The following is a 17,971-nucleotide window of genomic DNA, read 5'->3' as shown; positions in this document are numbered from 1 at the left end:
GGCGTCGGTGGCCGCGGTCTGGGTCAGCGCCGCCGCCTGACGACCCGCCCCCGACGGATCGGTGTTCTGGCGCGCCGGAGCAGGCTGCGGCAACGCAGAGGACTGCTCAGTCGCCGCCGCATACCCATACATCGCCGCCGCGCACTGCGCCCACATCTCCATGTACAGCGCCTCGGTGGCCATGATCGCCCCGGTGTTCTGCCCCAGGAAATTCGTCGCGACCAACGACGCCTGCGTACTGCGATTCGCCGCGATCACCGGCGGCGGAGTCGTCGCCGCCCGCGCCGTCTCATAGGCCACCGCCTGCGCCGCCGCCTGCGCACCCGCCTGCTCAGCCTGCGCCGCCGTCGTACTCAACCACTGGATATGCGGAGCAGCCGCCGCCGCCATCCGCTGACCAGCCACCCCCTTCCAGGAGTTGGCCAACCCCGCAACCTCCGCCTGATACTTCGCCGCCGCCGAACTCAACTCACTGGCCAACCCATGCCACGCCGACGACGCAGCCAACATCGGCCCCGACCCCGGACCCAGATAGATCCGGGACGCATTGATCTCGGGCGGCAACGCACCGAAGTCGATGAACATGGTTGGTGGCTCTCTCGCGCTCTCTCGCCGACGCTGTCGTCGTGGGGTTAGGCGGCCAGCGCCTGGTTGGTGGCCTCGGCGAGCGCGTAGGAGCCCGCGCTGGCCTGCAGCATCGCCACGAACTGCTCGTGGATCGCCGCGGCCTGGGCGGCCACCGCCTGGTACTGCTCGCCGTGGGCGGCGAACCGCGCCGCCGCCAGTGCCGACACGTCGTCGGCCGCGGCGGGAATGACCCCGGTGGTGGGGGCGGCGATCCCGGCGTTGACGGTGTGCAGCTCGGTGCCGATCGTTTCAAGACCGACGGCCGCCGCGGTGAGCAGCTCCGGTTCTACGGTTACCAACGACATGTGCGGTCCTCTCTCGATGTCACACAGCAATCGCTCTGGCACCGAGATTAGGTGGCAAACTCGCCCACACCTAGCGGGGAAGCCAACTGTTCACCCCACGTCGCCTACTGTTCACCTTGGGTAACGATCCCTTAACGAAAGTCCGTGTCCTGAGCCACAAATACGACGTTTACCAGGGGAAACATCGACCGCCAGAATGGGCGTCAACGGTGGGCGCAACAGCCTCAGCGGGGTGCCCGACGGACCCGCCGACGGTAAAAATCACGCCGCGGCTAACCCGTCGACGACCCGCTGTCCGCGTATTCCAGCAACCTTGCGCGGTGACCTAGCGCACATCGGTCGCACGGTTGTGATCAGGGTAGCGAGGCCGCGGGCCGCTGCCGCACCGACACGCCGCGGCCACGGGGCACCCGCGGGCGCGGCTACCCGGCCGAGAAGGGGCGGGGCATCGTAAAGGCGCGCGGCGCGATCCGTAACACCCCATCCCCGAGGCCGCGTCCGGCTGCGCCGGCGCCCGCCAGCGGCAGTCCCCCCACGGCGTGCCCGGGGCCGGCCGTCGCCGCGGCGGATCCGGCGGCCGCCGAGGCGGGGGCCAACGCCGGCGCGGCACCGGCCCAGTTCCCCGGCACCGACAGCCCGCCGAGCCGGGTGGCGTTGGCCAGCGTGGCCGAGGCCGGCGCGGCCACCGGGCCGGCGCCCGCCATGCCCGCTGTCGCCGCCGGGCTCACACCGACGAGCATCGACGGTGCCAGCGCCGGCGTCTCGGCCAGATCCGAGACCGCGTCCTTGACCGAGGAGGAACTGCTCTTGCCGAAGTCCTTGATGAGGCCGGCACCGTTTTTGATGATCCCGGCCAGGCGGTACGGCGGCTCGAGGCTGTCGTTGAGCGCGTCGGTGGGCTTGTAGCCGTCATACATGTCGGCGAGATAGTCCAGCGGCCCCTTGCCGGCGGCCTCGTCGGCTTTGGTGGCGGCGTCGGTGGCCGCGGTCTGGGTCAGCGCCGCCGCCTGACGACCCGCCCCCGACGGATCGGTGTTCTGGCGCGCCGGAGCAGGCTGCGGCAACGCAGAGGACTGCTCAGTCGCCGCCGCATACCCATACATCGCCGCCGCGCACTGCGCCCACATCTCCATGTACAGCGCCTCGGTGGCCATGATCGCCCCGGTGTTCTGCCCCAGGAAATTCGTCGCGACCAACGACGCCTGCGTACTGCGATTCGCCGCGATCACCGGCGGCGGAGTCGTCGCCGCCCGCGCCGTCTCATAGGCCACCGCCTGCGCCGCCGCCTGCGCACCCGCCTGCTCAGCCTGCGCCGCCGTCGTAGTCAACCACTGGATATGCGGAGCAGCCGCCGCCGCCATCCGCTGACCAGCCACCCCCTTCCAGGAGTTGGCCAACCCCGCAACCTCCGCCTGATACTTCGCCGCCGCCGAACTCAACTCACTGGCCAACCCATGCCACGCCGTCGACGCAGCCAACATCGGCCCCGACCCCGGACCCAGATAAATCCGGGACGCATTGATCTCGGGCGGCAACGCACCGAAGTCGATGAACACCGCGCTACCTCGGCGCGTCTCGGTGTGCGGGAACGGTCAGCGGGTCGGTCTCAACGGCCGGCACAGCAACCCTTTCAACGTCTCACAGGAAACTTCCAGGCTCGACGTTAAAGCGTTGAGGCGGCGTTTTCGGCTCGCGCTACCGAGGGTTCACCGATCTTCGACAGAAGTTCACCCGGGGCCACCTGCGGGTAACCACAGTGGTGACGCCCATCACGAAATCTCCTGGCGCACAAGGCTATAAAAGATGATTCCTGTGCGCGAAATGAGTTGGCCCGACAGCCGGGCGCCGCCGGTCAGGGCTGAACGACGCCCTGTTCACCGGTGAGCGACGGCTTGCGCAACTCGGTGGCGGCCACCTGGACGAACACTCCGGTGTCCTCGGCCATCAGCAGCCCGCGGCCACGCGGCAACGGGCCACCCTTCATCTTGCCGCGGATGAACCCTTCGTCGGGATCGGCGTCCATCACCAGCAGTGGCGCGTTGGCCTGGTGCAGGGCACGCAGCACCGGGTCGCTGCCGGCCGAGGCCCAACCACCGAAGGTGCGGGTGGCGATGACGTGCAATCCGACGTCGGAGGCCCGGTTGATCCACGCGGCGGCCTTGTGCAGCGGCGAGTCGAAACCGGCCGGCAACTGCTGGATGTCGTCGATGATCAAGAAGATCTCCGGTCCGCTCCACCAGGACTGGCTCATCAACTCCTCGGCCGAGAGCCCCGGGGGCGGTTCCCGACCGGCGAGCTTGGCCGCCAACTCGTCGACCAGGGCGTTCACCCCGTCGAGGTTGTAGGCGAACCGTTCGATGTAGTCCGATCCCAACGTGGTCAGCAACTGCCGGCGTGGGTCGATCAGCCATATCTGCGCACTGGGCTGGGTGGTCGGCGGCGCGACGCTGCCTCCGGGGGCGTAGACCCGGCTGATCTCGGCCATGATCGTCGCCAGCGTGGTGGTGCGCCCGCTTTCGCGCCGGCCGGTGACCATCAGGTGCGAGTTCTCGGCGAAGTTCAGGTAGACCGGCTGCAGGTCCAATTCGGAGATGGCCCACGCGATGCCTCCCGCGCCGACGCCTTCGCGGTGGTCGGCGGCAGCGAGCTCGCGCAGCTGATCGAGGCCGAACCACGACGGCAGGCGGCGCACGGGGCGGGCCCGGCCGGTTGCCACCTGGGCGACCGCCGCGGCGATGCTGTCGGATTCGAACACCTTCTCCGAAGTGCTCGCCAGCGCCGGGCGTGCGACCAGCGTGTGCAGCCCGGACTGCGGGTCGCTGTCGAGCCGGACGTAGTTGACCGGGACCATGCCGCGGCCCGGTTTGACCGGGACGTCCTTGGCGAAGCGCGACCGCACCAGCTTCGCGTCTTCGACTGCGGCCAGCCGCAATTCGATACGGGACCCGAATCCGCTGCGCACCGGCGGGCGCAACTCCGATTCGCGGTCGGCGGTGACCACCACGTGCACCCCGAACGACGGACCCTGGTTGATGATCTGGTTGACCTGCTCGATGAGGACTTCGTTGTCCTCGGCCAGCGCCCGGTAGTTGTCGATCACCAAGAAGACATCGGCGAACCCGTCGTCGGGCACCCGTCCGGGGTCGCCGCCGAATTTGCGGGCCCGGTAGACCTCCATCGAGGGGACGTCGTACTCCAGGAAGCTGCGTTTGCGGTCGCGCACCAGCGCCAACATCTCGGCCACGGTGCGCCGCACCCCGTCGGGATCGGTGGGTCCGGCCACCCCGCCGACGTGCGGCAGGCCGGCGACGGTGGTCAACGCCGTACCGCTGTAGGCCAGGCAGTAGAACTGCACCTGGGCGGGGGTGTGGGTCAGCGCAGCCGAGCAGATGAGGGTCTGCAGCGCGGTGGTTTTCCCCGCCCCGCCGGCCCCGAGGATCAGCAGGTTGGCCCCGGGTCCGGACATGTCGACCGTCCAGGGCGGCTGGTCGTGCTTGTACGGCCGGTCGATGACCCCGACCGGGAAGACCAGGTTGCCGTCCGCGCCGTAGTTCTCCTGCCACGGATGGCCGAGGAAACGGTTGACCAACTCGTCGATCGGCCGCGGAACGTCCAGCGGCGGCTGCCACAGTCGGTACGGCTCGAAGTCGATCTGGCGCAACTGATCGATGATGACGGTGCCGACCTTCGGCGTCCGGATGTGCTGTTCTTCCTCGGGATCCTCCTCGGCGCTGTCGACGACCGGCAGCGCCTCGTCGACGGCCGGCTCCACGTCTTGACCGCCGATGGCCACCTCCACCGGGGTGAACCCGGTGGTGAACAGTTGGGGGCGAATGTAGTCGACCGTGTGGGTCAGTGGGGTGTGCTCGTCGACGATGGAACGGCCACGCCGGTAGTCCCGCCACAGGAACTCCGCCTGAAACCGGATCACCTCCTCGCCGCTCTTGCGGAAGTAGCCCAAACCGGCCTGGGCCGGCAGGTTGACCGCGTTGGGCACACCGGCGGCCTGGGCAGCCCCGGCGGTGCGAGCCTTGAGCACCAGCCGGTATCCCATGTTCTCCATGAGTTTTTCCGCGCGGCTCTCGATGGTCTGCGAGGCCATCATCAGATGGATCCAGTAGGCGCGTCCCTGACGGCCGATGGAGTCGAGCACCTCCACGGCGGTGGGCATGATGCGGAACCACTCGTAGAACTCGTCGATGACCACCACCAGCATGGGCAGTGGTTCCATGTCGTCGCCGCGGGCCCGCATGCGCCCGCGGATCTCGTTGTATTCGCGGGCGTCGTCGGCGCCGGCGGCGTCGCAGACGGATTTACGGCGGGCGATCTCACCCCACATCGCCTCGAGGAAGCGCTCCATGAGCGCCTGGTCTTCCTCCAGGTCGGTGATGATGCGGGAGACGTGCGGAACCCCGGCGAACGGTTTGACCGCCGATCCACCTTTGAGGTCGGCGAGAACGAACTGCAACTCGTCGGGTGAGTGCGCCAGCATCAGCGACTCGATCACGGTACGCACCAGGGTCGATTTACCCGACCCGGTCGTGCCCGACATCACCCCGTGCGGACCGTCACCGCCCTCGTCGAGCGACTTCATGTCCAAAAACAGCAGTTCGCCGTTGTCCGACCGGTTTCCGAACGGAATCCGCAACCGATCGCGTGAGAGCAGCTCACGGCGGCTGGCCCACAAGGAGTCGAAGTCGATGCTGCTGGCGTCGTCGATCCCGTAGTAGGACAGGATGTCTCGGGCGCTGATGTGGGCGACGCGTTGACCGATCTCCTCGTAGGCCTCGGCAAGCCGCCAGCGGGCCATCCGTTGGGCGAACCGTTCGGCGTCGAGCTCGCTGATCTGGTCGGTAAGAGCGAAGAACCATGCCTTGTCGTCGATCACCATGAAGGTGTCGCGATCACGGGGCAGCGCCTCGATCACACCGAGATCGTTGGTGAAACGCAGCGTCCGCTCCGGGGTGGCGCACGCCGGAACCGAATCACCGGTGAGGTCAAAGAAAGTCATCCCGTCGATGCCGTCGGCGCTGATGGCATAGGACCACTCCTCGCTGGCTACGTCGGCGATGATCACGTAGTGCGGGGTCGGCAGCTCCGACTGTGCGTTGGCGAACCGCGGCATGAACGAGCCGCGACCGGCGAACAATTCGCCGTGTTCGGCGCCGAAGTCCTGCACCGATCCGTACACCATGCGCGCGCTGCCGGCGGCGTCGTGGCGTCGCGGGTCGCCGAAGTGCGGCAACCATTTGACCCAATCCCAGTCGTCGATCTGTGAACTCACGATGATCATCCGCAGATGATCGGGGCCGTGGGAGAACGCCAACTGGCAGATCAACGCCCGCATCAACCCGAGCACCTGGTCGCGTTCACCGACCAGCCCGTACCCGGGCTCGGCGAGCAGCGACACCGTCTTGGGCAGGTTGTAGACCACGCTTTGGAAGTGGCCGAACTCCTGCAGCGCCTTACCGGTAACCGGTTCGAGTTCGATGTCGGTGGGCATGTCGTTCGGCTCGCCCCACGTCACCTCGGGGCGCACCATGCCGACGCCGACACGCACGACGCCGAAGTTGAGGTCCATACCGTCGGGGCGTCGCTCCCACATGCGGCCCGACCCCACCGAGGCGATGAGGCTGCGCGGAGCCGGATGGAACCAGCGGTAGTTGGCGTCCATCGAGTCGGCGGACTCCCCGGCGGTCTGACGCAACCGGTCGAGCATGACCATGAACTGCCCGCGCATCGCGTCGAGCTTGGGCCGGCTCATCTGCTGCTGACCGCCGCCGAAGCGACCGCTGAACATCATCATGGCGACCCCGCCGATCATGAAGATCGGGAAGATCGATCCGGCGCCGAGGAACATTCGTGAGCCGCTGGCGACCGTCATCGCGACCATGCCGACCACCAGGCCGACCACCACGACACCGATGATGACCAGCCACCACGGCTTCTCCTCCGGTGGCGGGACACTCAGCGGTGTCGGCAGGCCCAGGTTCTCGGGTTTGACCGTTGGCGCCGGGGCCGGTGTCGGCCGGGCGAAACCACGCTTCACCTCGGTACCCTCAATTCTCCAGGATTCATGTCGGTGGGCAGCTTGTCGTGCTGCACCAGCGCGTCGGCCCGCGACAGTGCGGGTCCGCGGGCGAATAACCGCAACGCTACCCAGGGGGCACGCGTCGGGGCGGACGTCAAGCCCAGCGCCTTGCGTACTTCGTCGTTGCTCTCCACGCCGTAACGCACCCCCGAGCGCGACAGCCACCACAGCGATTCGGTGGTCGCGGCGGCCGGGTCGTTGCCGGTCACAACGATGAAATTCGCGTAGCTGGGACCGAAGTAGACCCGATCGGCCATCGGGTCGGCCTCCGAGGCGTCGGCCTTGACCAACGACACCACCTTGTGCGTGTCGGCCACCGGCACCGTTGGCCCGGAGATCACCTGGATCCGGGCCAACTCCTCGCCGTCACCGCGCTCCCACCACCAGCAGGTGGCCGGATTGGCGCGGGTGTCGACCACGTTCAGCGGGCTGGTCGGGTAGGCCGACAGGTCCAGCCCGCCGACCACCGGCATCATGCCCAGGTCGGGGGGCTGGACGGTGGCCGGTTTTCCGCCCGGGGTGATGCCCGCGTTCTGCAGGATCTGGGCGACCACCGACGAGATCGTCTGGACCCCATCGGTGAGCACCACCGAATACTGCTGGGGGCCGCTGACCTGCGGGGTGACGATCACCGTGCCCACCGGTCCGGGCGCGTTCGGGAAGGCCGCCGGCTGCCCGACGTTGGGCACCTGCGGCACCGACAGTTCGGGGCCGGGCGGCAGCGCGTCGTAGAGCGCCTGGCTCATCGGCCGGGCGCGGGCCACCTGCTCGGGGGTCAGCCCCAGCGGCAGCAGCACCGGGCGGTCGGCGGCGTCGATCCGAGAGCGCCGGCCCTGCCGGATCACCCAGGCGTCATCCTCGTAACGCAGCACCACCGCGTCCTGATCGTCGAGCACCCGGCGACGCTCCGAGAGATCCGGGGTGCCGTCGATCACGGTCGTGGTCACCGGTTCGGTGACCCCGGTGCCCAAGGTGGTGGTGACCGCATCGCAGATCAGCCACGACGAGGTGTCCGGGCTGACCGGGGAGAACTCCGAGGGCGCGCCGGGAATGCCCACCAACGGCCCGTGGGGCTGTTCGGCGATCTGGCTGGAGCGCACCTTGTGCGGGTTGTCCGCCCGTCCCGAGATCAGCCGCGCCGACGCCAGGTTGAGCGCCGGGTACAACGTGTCGCCGACGCGCACGTACAGCGCACCGGAGTCCCGGTCGGCGATGATGGGTGAATCCCCCAGTTGACCTGCCGGACTCAGGAACGACCACAGCAGGGCCCCGATGCAGACCAGGCACGCCGCCGAGATCGATGCCAGCACCGCCAGCGACTGGCGCCGGCCCGGCTCGACTTCCATGCGGACACGCCACTGGGTCAGCGCCAGCGCGGTTCGCCGCGCCAGAAACTGGTGACCGGTCATCTGGGTCCGGGTGGACAACCCCAGCCCGGCCCCGTGCTCGGGCCGCCTGCGCTCCTGATCAGCGGCCACGGCGACCCGCGATCCGGCCGACGAGACCCGTGTGTGCGCGGCCACCGGATTGCGGCCTCAACCTGCGATTCACACCCAATACCGTAGGCCACCATCGGGGCTCGGCGCACACCGTGGCAGCGGTGTGCGCGCGTGTCACCCGCCGTTCACCTGCGCGTCGCCCAGATGACGGCTTTGCGCCTCGTGACCCCGGCTCCTGACCCCGGCTCACGGACCCGGCTCACGGACCCGGCGGCGGCGCGGCAACACCCCCGACAGCAGCACCACGGTCAGCCCGGCCACCGGCACGGCCAGCAGGCCCACCCGCAGGCTCGCGCTGTCGGCGATGGCCCCGATGATCGGCGAGGACACCAGGAACCCGACCCTCATCAGCCAGTTGACCGCGGCGAGTCCGGTTCCCGCCCGCAGCCCGGGCAGTTCGTCGGCGCCGTGCATCGCCGCGGGCACCGCGGTGGCCACCCCGAACCCGGCCGCGGCGAAACCGGCCACGGTGCCCAGCGGGTGCGGGTGGGCCAACGCCGTTCCCATCCCGACGACGGCCACGATCCCCCCGGCCCGGCTGACGGCGCGGGCCCCGAACCGGTCGACCAGGCCGTCGCCGCCGAGGCGGCCGAGGAACTGACATCCCACCAACGCCACGTAGCCCAGCGGCGCGATCGCCGCGGACACCCCTTGGTCACGCAGATACAGTGTGGCCCAGGAATTCCCGACGTCCTCCACGACCGCGCCGGCCACCGCGATCCCCACCAGCGCGGCCAACGCCGGATACGTCGACGCGCGGGCAGGTGGGCGCTGCTCGCGGCGCGTCCGGTGCGCCGGTTCGTCGGGTCCGGGCAGCAGGAAACGGAAGGCGATCACACTCGCCGCGCCGAACAGCAGACCCGAGCAGCCGAGTTGCCCGACCGGCGAGAGACCCGCCGCGATCGCACCGGCCCCCATCAGCCCGCCGAGAACCGCCCCCGCCGACCAGACCGCGTGCAGGGAGTTGATGATCGAGCGGCCGTAGCTGCGCTGCACTCGCAGCCCATGGACGTTCTGGGCCACGTCGGTGAGCGCGTCGGCAGCACCCGCCGCGGCCAGTGCCGCGGCGAACACCGCCGGCGTCGGCGCAGCGGCGGCGGCGAGCACCGAGACCGCCAGCACGACGGTGGCGGCCACCGCCAGCCGCGCCGACCGCACCCGGCGCACCAGCACGCCACCGGCGGGGCCGGCCAGCAGCGCCCCCACCGAGAAGGCGGCCACCGCGGTGCCATACGCGGTGTTGGACAGCCCCAACGCGGTCTTGATCTCGGGTAGCCGCGGCAGCAGATTGGCCACCAGCGCCCCGTTGGCCAGAAACAGTGTCGCGACGGCCAGCCGTGCGCCACGGTCGGTGCAGCCGGGGGTGGTGGGCATCGCTCTCCTCCCCCGCCGTGACGCCCCGCCGTGGCGGACCTGGACGTGCCGGGCATCCTCTGTGGACGATAGAGCCGACGCCGATGGGGCGCGGGAGGAGATCGGTATGACCGAGCCGATGCCGGAGTCGCTGCGAGAACTGGCGCAGCGACTCGCAGTGGCCACCGAGTACCGCGACGGCGCGCAGCGTCGGGTCACGGTGGCCCCGGCGACCGTGGTGGCGGTGCTGGCCGCCCTGGGTGTGTCGGCGGCCACCGAACCCGATCGGCGCGCGGCGCTGGTCGAGCTGGATCGGGCCTACTGGTCGCGGGCGCTGCCGGCGACCATCGTCACCCGCGAAGGACGGCCGGTGACGTTCTGGGCGCACGTCACCCACGGCCATCCCGCCGACGTGGAGCTGCACCTCGAAGACGGCACCCGGCGCTCCGATGTGCGCCAGATCGACAATTTCACCCCACCGTTTCCCCTCGCCGACCGCATGGTCGGCGAGGCCAGCTTCGTCCTGCCGCCGGATCTGCCGTTGGGGTATCACCGGGTGGTGCTGCGGTCCGGCGCCGAGGAGCACGACACCGCCCTGATCGTGACGCCGGCCTGGCTGGGGCTGCCGAGGCGGATGGGGGCCCGGCGCTGTTGGGGGCTGGCCGCCCAGCTCTACAGCGTGCGCTCCCAGGCCTCCTGGGGCGTCGGCGACCTCACGGACCTGACCGATTTGGCGGTGTGGTCGGCGGCGCGCCACGGCGCCGATTTCCTCCTGGTCAATCCGTTGCACGCCGCCGCACCGCCCCCGCCGATGGAGCCCTCGCCCTATCTGCCGACCTCACGTCGCTACGTCAATCCGATCTACCTGCGCGTCGAGGAGATCACCGAGTTCGCCGAGCTGCCCCGGCACAGCCCGGCGCGCCAGGTCCGCAGCCAGGTTCAGCAGCACGCCGCACGGTCCCGGATCATCGATCGGGACATGGCCTGGGCGGCCAAACGCCAGATCCTCGAGCTGCTCCACCAACTGCCCCGCTCGGCCGGACGGCAGTGGGCGTATGCGGCGTACCGGCACCGCGAAGGCGCGGCCCTGGACGATTTCGCGGTGTGGTGCGCCCTGGCCGATCATCACGGGTCGAACTGGCGCGGCTGGCCCGCCGCGCTGCGCCACCCCGGTGCGGCCGCGGTGGCCGAGTTCGCCGCCGCCCACGCCGATGAGGTCGATTTCCACCGCTGGTTGCAGTGGCAGCTCGACGAGCAGCTCGCCGCCGCCCAGTCCAGGGCCCGCCGGGCGGGCATGGCGGTGGGCATCGTTCACGACCTCGCGGTCGGGGTGCACCCGACGGGGGCCGACGCATGGTCGCTGCAGGACGTGTTGGCCACCGCGGCGACCGCGGGAGCCCCGCCGGACCAGTTCAATCAGCTCGGCCAGGACTGGTCGCAGCCGCCGTGGCACCCCGATCGGCTCGCCGCAGCGGAGTACCGCCCGTTTCGCGCGATGATCAGCGCGGTGCTGCGCTGCAGCGGCGGGGTCCGCATCGACCACATCATCGGGCTGTTCCGGTTGTGGTGGATCCCGGCGGGTGCCCCGCCGACGGCCGGCACCTACGTGCACTACGACCACGAGGCACTGATCGGCATCGTCGCATTGGAGGCGCAGCGGGCCGGCGCGGTGGTGATCGGCGAAGATTTGGGGACCGTGGAACCGTGGGTCCGCGACTATCTGCGGGAGCGCGGATTGCTGGGCACCTCGATCCTGTGGTTCGAGACCGACGACGGCCGTCCCCTGCCCGCCGAGCAGTGGCGCGAATACTGCCTGTCGGCGGTGACCACCCACGATCTTCCGCCCACCGCCGGTTACCTCGCCGGTGAGCATGTGCGCCTGCGCGCCGATCTGGGCCTGCTGACGCGGCCGGTCGAGGAGGAACTGCACGCCGACCGTGCTGCGCTGACCGCGTGGCTGGCCGAACTGCACCGGGCCGGCCTGCTCGCGGAGGTGCCGGACCTCGCCGACCCCGCCGTGGACGTCGACGCGCTGGTCAGCGTCTTCTATCGCTATCTGGGCCGCTGCCCCTCGCGGATGCTGGCGGTGGCGCTGCCCGACGCCGTCGGCGACCGCCGCACCCAGAACCAGCCCGGCACGATCGACGAGTATCCGAATTGGCGTGTCCCGTTGGCCGGCCCCGACGGCGCGCCCCGGCTTCTCGAGGACGTGTTCACCGACCCGCAGGCGAACGCGTTGGGCGCGATCATGCACGACGCGGTCACCGGTCGGCGGCAGGGATCGGTCCCCCACCCGCTGGGACCGCTATGAGAAATTTCACGTCGCATCCACCACGGTGCATCCCCTGTGCCACTCGGTGCGGGCCACATGCTTAGCTACGACATGCTTAGCTACGACGCGGCTCAACACGCCGGTTACGCCGGCGGCCCCACCGGTGGCCACCGCCGATCAGCGGATCGTGCGGTGATGCGCAGCAACCTGTCAGCGAGGCGTGTTGGCGCGGCGAAGGTTGGTCGCGCCGGCCCGCGGTCGCGCTTTCTAGCAAATGCCGCAATAGATTTCGACAAATCTGTTTTCGGTGCGCTCGGTCGGCGCTCACGGCGGCGCGATTCCCAGCTATCCCACCGCGCTCGCACGGGTCGCCACCACGTCCGAAGCCGCCGCCCACACCCCGGAAGGGTTTGCCGCACAATGTTGGACACCGCCGCCACCGTGGGCTAAGAAGGGAGTACGGTTTAGCTAAAGCTGCCGGGTCTGTACTTGCTTGTGCCCGTCCCCCGGCATGCGTTCGCGCCCGCGTATGTCGACCGCTGGAGGGAGAATCAGAGTGAGCAGCGAAGACCACCCACCGACTAAGCCCGGTGGCGCCGTCGACACCGCAGGACCCGCGGACGGGGCCGGCCAACTCTCCGAAGCGGAGCTGGTGGAACTCGAACTGGAGTTCCGCGAGAAGCCCGACGAGTGGCACGACTACGCCGCCGAGATCCACGAGGCGCACGACTCGGTTGACGTCGACGAGTACGGCGGCGGCTTCGATTTGACCCGCCGCGCGATCGCACCGCGGTTGCGCATCGGCAAGGACCGCTGGTTCAACCTGCTGTGGCTGCTGCCGATCGGTTTCGTCGGCCTGCTCGCGTCGATCGCGATCGGCAAGATCCTCTACCACAACCCGACGGTGTACGAGTTCATCCAGCGCTACCCCGGCGCCAGTGAATCCTCCGAGGTGGACAGCGGGCTCCCCGCCTGGGCCGGGTGGACGCACTTTTTCAACCTCTTCCTGATGATGTTCATCATCCGGTCCGGAATCCAGATCCTCTGCGACCACCCGCGGTTGTACTTCAGCCGCAACTCGACTCCGGGCAAGGACGAATGGCTGCGCGTGGCGCCACCGGTCCCCGACGACCCGCTGTGGACGGCGAACGCCGACACCGTGGCCCTGCCCCCGCAGTTCGGCCTGCCCGGCTTCCGGCACTCCATCGGGCTGGCCCGCTGGTGGCACCTGGGCGTCGACACGCTGTGGCTGCTCAACGGCGCGGTCTTCTACGTCTTGTTGTTCAGCACCGACCAGTGGCGCCGAATCGTGCCGACCAGCTGGGACGTGTTCCCCAACGCGCTGTCGACCGCGATCCAGTACATGTCGCTGCAGTGGCCCGACGACCACACCTGGATCAACTACAACTCGTTGCAGTTGCTGTCGTACTTCGTGACCGTGTTCATCGCCGCGCCCGCGGCACTGATCACCGGATTGGGGATGTCGCCGGCACTGTCGCAGCGTCTGACGATGATCAGCAAGCGCCTCAACATCCAGGTCGCCCGCTCACTGCACTTCCTGGTGTTGGTGTATTTCCTGTTCTTCATCCTGATCCACGTCACGATGGTGTTCGCGACCGACGCCGCCGACAACCTCAACCACATGTTCGCTGCCCGCGGCTGCGGCATCGGGGATGAGCCAAACTGCCACAGCTACGCGGGCTTCTGGGTGTTCGCCGCCGCGATGGTGCTGGTCGTGGTGGCCTGGGTGTGGGCGACCCCCTTCACCATCAAGCACCCCCGTGTCGTCCAGCGGGTCGGATACGCGCTGATCGGTCCGTTCCAGCGGATTCTGGAGCGGTTCAACCCCGAGCCGGGTGCGTTCACCGAAGAGGACATCTCCCCGTACCACTGGCGTAACGGTCGCCTGCCGGAGACCCCGGAATACCAGGAACTGGAGAAGAACGACTTCAAGGACTGGCGCCTGCAGGTCTACGGCCTGGTGGAGAATCCGGTCTCGCTGTCGCTGGACGAGCTCAAAGAGCTGCCCTACCACGATCAGATCACCCAGCACTTCTGCATCCAGGCCTGGTCCGGGGTGGCCAAATGGGGCGGAGTGACGATGCAGACCATCATGGACGTCGTCAAACCGCTGCCGGAGGCCAAATGGGTGGCGTTCTACTCGATGGGGCTGGGCGCCACCGGCGGCATCTACTACAACGTGCACCCCATCCAGCAGATGAGCAACCACATGACGATGCTGGCCTACAACATGAACGACCAGCCGCTGCCCTACATGCACGGAAAACCGCTGCGGTTGCGCAACGAATTGCAGCACGGTTTCAAACAGGTCAAATGGATCAAGGGCATCGAATTTTTGGCCAGTTACAAAGACATCGGCAGTGGCCACGGCGGATACAGCGAGGACCACAAATACTTCGGTCGTCACCAAACGATCTGACAACAACCAGCTGATTTTCAGCGGCAACTGATTCTCAGTTGTCCGCAACGGGCGTACAGTCCGGTACGTGAGTACCATTAGCTTTCGCTCGGAATTGAAATCCGCTGAAAATGAAGTCAATTCGGAAACCTGGGCGGGCGGTCTCGAGAACAAACAGGCGATCGCGCCGCATCTGCGCGTCGGACGCGACAAGTGGTTCAACGTACTGTGGCTGCTACCACTGGGTTTCGTCGTTCTGATCGCAGGTGTCGCCATCGGCAAGGGCCTGTACAACAATTCTGACGTCCAGGCCTTCGTCCAGCGCTACCCCGGCAGCGACGCCGCCACCGCCGGGCCCGAAGGCATGCCGCGGTGGGCGAATTGGACCCACTTCTTCAATCTGTTCCTGATGATGTTCATCATCCGCTCGGGCATCCAGATCCTCGCCGACCATCCCCGGCTGTACGTCAGCCGCAACGCGACCCCGGGTAAAGACGAGTGGTTGCGGATCGCCAAACCGGTGCCCGACGACCCGTTGTGGACCGCGAAAGACGATTCTGTGGGACTACCGGGGCAATTCGGCCTGCCCGGCATCCGGCACTCCATCGGTTTGGCCCGCTGGTGGCATTTGGGCCTGGATATGCTCTGGCTCCTCAACGGCGCGGTGTTCTTCGTGCTGCTGTTCACCACCGGACACTGGCGCCACGTGGTGCCGACAAGTTGGGACGTGTTCCCCAACGCCGCGTCGGTCGCGGTGCAGTACCTCTCGCTGAATTGGCCGGACGACAACGGGTGGGTCGCCTACAACGGCCTGCAGTTGTTGGCGTATTTCACGACGATCTTCATCGCGGCCCCGGTGGCACTCATCACCGGATTGGGGATGTCACCGGCACTGTCGATGCGACTCACGCTGATCAGCAAGCGTCTCAACATCCAGTTGGCACGCTCACTGCACTTCCTGGTGATGGTGTACTTCATTTTCTTCATCATCGTGCACGTCACGCTGGTGTTCGCCACCGATGCCCTCAACAACCTCAACCACATGTTCGCCTCCCGCAATGACGACAGCTGGGCGGGGTTTTCGGTGTTTGCCGTCGCGATGGCGGTCACCGTCGTCGCATGGGTGTGGGCGACGCCGTTCACTCTCAAGCATCCCAATGTGGTGCGCCGGGTCGCCTACGCCTTGATCGGTCCGCTGCAACTGGCGCTCGAACAGGTCAACCCGAAGCCGGGTGCGTTCACCGAGAAGGACATCTCGCCGTACTTCTGGCACAACGGCACCTATCCGGAGACGGTGGAATACAAGGAACTGGAGAAGAACGACTTCATCGACTGGCGCCTGCACGTCTACGGCCTCGTGGAGAGCCCCACCGATTTCTCCCTCGACGAGTTGAAGGCGCTGCCGTACCACGAGCAGATCACCCAGCACTTCTGCATTCAGGGCTGGTCGGGCGTGGCCAAATGGGGTGGGGTGCGGATGCAGACCATCATCGACATCGTCAAACCGCTGCCGGAAGCCAAATGGGTGGCGTTCTACTCACTGGGTCCCGGCTCCGACGGCGGAACCTACTACGACGTGCACGACATCAAGCAGATGAGCAATCACCTGACGATGCTCGCCTACACCATGAACGACGCACCGCTGACCTACGGTCACGGCGCGCCCCTGCGGCTGCGCAACGAGCTGCAGCACGGCTTCATGCACGTGAAGTGGCTCAAAGGCATCGAGTTTCTGTCGCACTACACTGAGATCGGGGGCGGTCACGGCGGCTACAACGAGGACCAGGAGTTCTTCGGGCCTCGGCACACGATCTGACTCCGCGCGCGCCGTGCGCCCCACGGGTACGGTTTGGAGAACGATTCGGGGATGCTGGAGCCATGACGCGTTCGGGACCGCTGGGGCGGTGGGACCCGTTCCGGCCGCTGGACATGTTGGCGTCGCTGTTTTCCACCGCCGCAGCGATTCCGCCGGTGTCGACCGGTGCTGCGGTGGCCTACCGGACCTTGTTCATGACGTTGCGCCGACTGCTGGTCGGACGCCAGCTTTCGGTCCATCTCGATGAGGGGTCGCTGACGCTGACGGTCACCGGCTTCGACGCCCGGCTGGATGTGCGCAACCTGTCGGTCGGTCAACTCGACGATCTCCAGATCGAGGCGACCGACCTGCGGTGGGACGACAACCATCTCGATTACGCCGTCGTCCTGCTGCGTAATGTGCACTTCCGCCCCAGCACGCCGCCGGTGATCGTGGCCGCCCCGGTCGAGATCACCGTCGACCTTCCGGCCTCGGTGGTCACCGACGTGATGCGGTGGGCGTGGCCCAATGTTCTCGGCGACATCGGACCCGACGGGGTGGCACGGCTGCACTGGGCTCGCCGTCCCCACCTGGGCAGCGTGGAGGTCGAGGCTCAGGTCGACGGTTCGACCCTGTGGCTGCAGCCGCGCGGCATCGCGCTACGGCGACGGCGGTGGGGGTTCTCCCCACGGACCCCGGCCTACCCGATTCAACTGCCGGAATTCCCGCACGGGCTGGAACTGACCGGCGTGGAGATCAGCGCCGAGGGGGTGCGGCTGTCCGGGACACTGCCCGAGTGGCGGATGGCCGTCCCGCAGTCGGCACTGGAGACCGTCATCACCCAGCTCAGCTCGGTGGGCCGGCAGCTGAACCTGACCCGCGGCAACCGGTGGTGGTGACCCGCTCGGCGCGGCTAAATGGCCGACCAGGCCACATCGATGCTGTCAGCCACGTTGATGATCTGCGCTGCTTTCGACTGTGGGCTCTCGATCTCACCGGCGACGTGCTGGGCGATGAACCGCCGGATCTCCGCGTCCACGCCCCCGATGATGCGCACCAACTCACCGCGCAGGGTCGTCGAGGAGACCCGCACCGCGATATCGCTCGGTCGCGGTTTGGCCACGTCGACGATGAGCAGCAGCGGTTCGGCCGCACGCGCGGCGGCACGCAGTGAGATATCCCCGTCGACGGTGAAGCGCGGTTTGTCCAGGCGCAGGTCGACGACCAGGTCGATGGTCAGCGGAATGTGGATATCGAAGGTGATCGGTTCGCCCAGGTGGCGGGTGACCTGCGGCTGATGGATCTGGACTTGGGCGCTGACCTTCGCGAATTTGCCCGGCCCCTGACGCATCGGCGGCAATTCGAAGTCGTCACCGGCGATGGCCGCCAACGCGGACTCCACGCGCTCCTCGGTGACGGCGATCTCAAAAAACCGCCGTCCGAATTCGTCGTAGCTCAGGTACTCGTGGGTCTGCATAGCCATCTCAGAGTATCGGCTGTTCGACGCGTTGGTCGGCAGACTCGTCGGTCGACGCGCCCGGCGCGCACCGCGCGGCGTTCGGCTACACCGGTGCCGGCTCCGGCGGGGGCGGCGGTGCCATCTCCGGCGG

The 17,971-nt window shown here is 68.0% G+C and carries 11 protein-coding genes; 4 read left to right on the top strand and 7 right to left on the bottom strand.

From position 1 onward, the window contains the following. From B8W67_RS18345 to B8W67_RS18320, 6 genes are all read right to left on the bottom strand, one after another. The coding region (locus B8W67_RS18345; protein ID WP_272937733.1) for a PPE family protein at positions 1-585 on the bottom strand (585 nt) is incomplete at its 3' end. 47 nt (positions 586-632) lie between these two features. Continuing rightward, on the bottom strand, positions 633-932 hold the full coding sequence (locus tag B8W67_RS18340) for a PE family protein (RefSeq protein WP_069393743.1): 300 nt from the start codon (positions 930-932) through the stop codon (positions 633-635). A 422-nt stretch (positions 933-1,354) separates the two neighbouring features. After that, a complete protein-coding gene (locus B8W67_RS18335) occupies positions 1,355-2,488 on the bottom strand; it encodes a PPE family protein (protein ID WP_085305521.1) in 1,134 nt (377 codons plus the stop codon). Positions 2,489-2,784: 296 nt separating this feature from the next. Then, complete coding sequence (eccCa, locus tag B8W67_RS18330) at positions 2,785-6,981, bottom strand: type VII secretion protein EccCa (protein ID WP_085305519.1); 4,197 nt, start codon at positions 6,979-6,981, stop codon at positions 2,785-2,787. Further along, the gene (gene eccB / locus B8W67_RS18325; RefSeq protein WP_069393764.1) at positions 6,978-8,501 is read right to left on the bottom strand and encodes a type VII secretion protein EccB; all 1,524 of its coding nucleotides are present in this window, start codon (positions 8,499-8,501) and stop codon (positions 6,978-6,980) included. Before eccB ends, eccCa begins: the two co-directional genes overlap by 4 nt. Positions 8,502-8,708: 207 nt before the next feature. Continuing rightward, positions 8,709-9,896 (bottom strand): MFS transporter, encoded by a 1,188-nt coding sequence (locus B8W67_RS18320; RefSeq protein WP_069393745.1) that lies wholly within the window; start codon positions 9,894-9,896, stop codon positions 8,709-8,711. A gap of 106 nt (positions 9,897-10,002) precedes the next feature. Here B8W67_RS18320 and malQ point away from each other — a divergent pair, with 106 nt between their 5' ends. From malQ to B8W67_RS18300, 4 genes are all read left to right on the top strand, one after another. Then, entirely contained in the window at positions 10,003-12,186 is a 2,184-nt protein-coding gene (gene malQ / locus B8W67_RS18315; protein ID WP_085305517.1) for a 4-alpha-glucanotransferase, read from the top strand. 613 nt (positions 12,187-12,799) lie between these two features. Further along, positions 12,800-14,587: a molybdopterin-dependent oxidoreductase gene (locus B8W67_RS18310; RefSeq protein ID WP_234794007.1), complete on the top strand. Its 1,788-nt coding sequence runs from the start codon at positions 12,800-12,802 to the stop codon at positions 14,585-14,587. A gap of 67 nt (positions 14,588-14,654) precedes the next feature. Further along, positions 14,655-16,382 (top strand): molybdopterin-dependent oxidoreductase, encoded by a 1,728-nt coding sequence (locus tag B8W67_RS18305; protein ID WP_085305515.1) that lies wholly within the window; start codon positions 14,655-14,657, stop codon positions 16,380-16,382. A gap of 62 nt (positions 16,383-16,444) precedes the next feature. Then, a complete protein-coding gene (locus B8W67_RS18300; RefSeq protein WP_069393748.1) occupies positions 16,445-17,260 on the top strand; it encodes a hypothetical protein in 816 nt (271 codons plus the stop codon). Between the two features lie 14 nt (positions 17,261-17,274). Here B8W67_RS18300 and B8W67_RS18295 read toward each other — a convergent pair whose 3' ends face one another. After that, the gene (locus B8W67_RS18295) at positions 17,275-17,838 is read right to left on the bottom strand and encodes a hypothetical protein (RefSeq protein ID WP_069393749.1); all 564 of its coding nucleotides are present in this window, start codon (positions 17,836-17,838) and stop codon (positions 17,275-17,277) included. Positions 17,839-17,971: the final 133 nt, after the last annotated feature.

Source organism: Mycolicibacillus koreensis, assembly GCF_002104795.1.
In the GTDB taxonomy this organism is placed as follows: Bacteria; Actinomycetota; Actinomycetes; order Mycobacteriales; family Mycobacteriaceae; genus Mycobacterium; species Mycobacterium koreense.
Note: the sequence above shows the minus strand (reverse complement) of the source record. Positions and strands in the feature narration are given on the sequence as shown.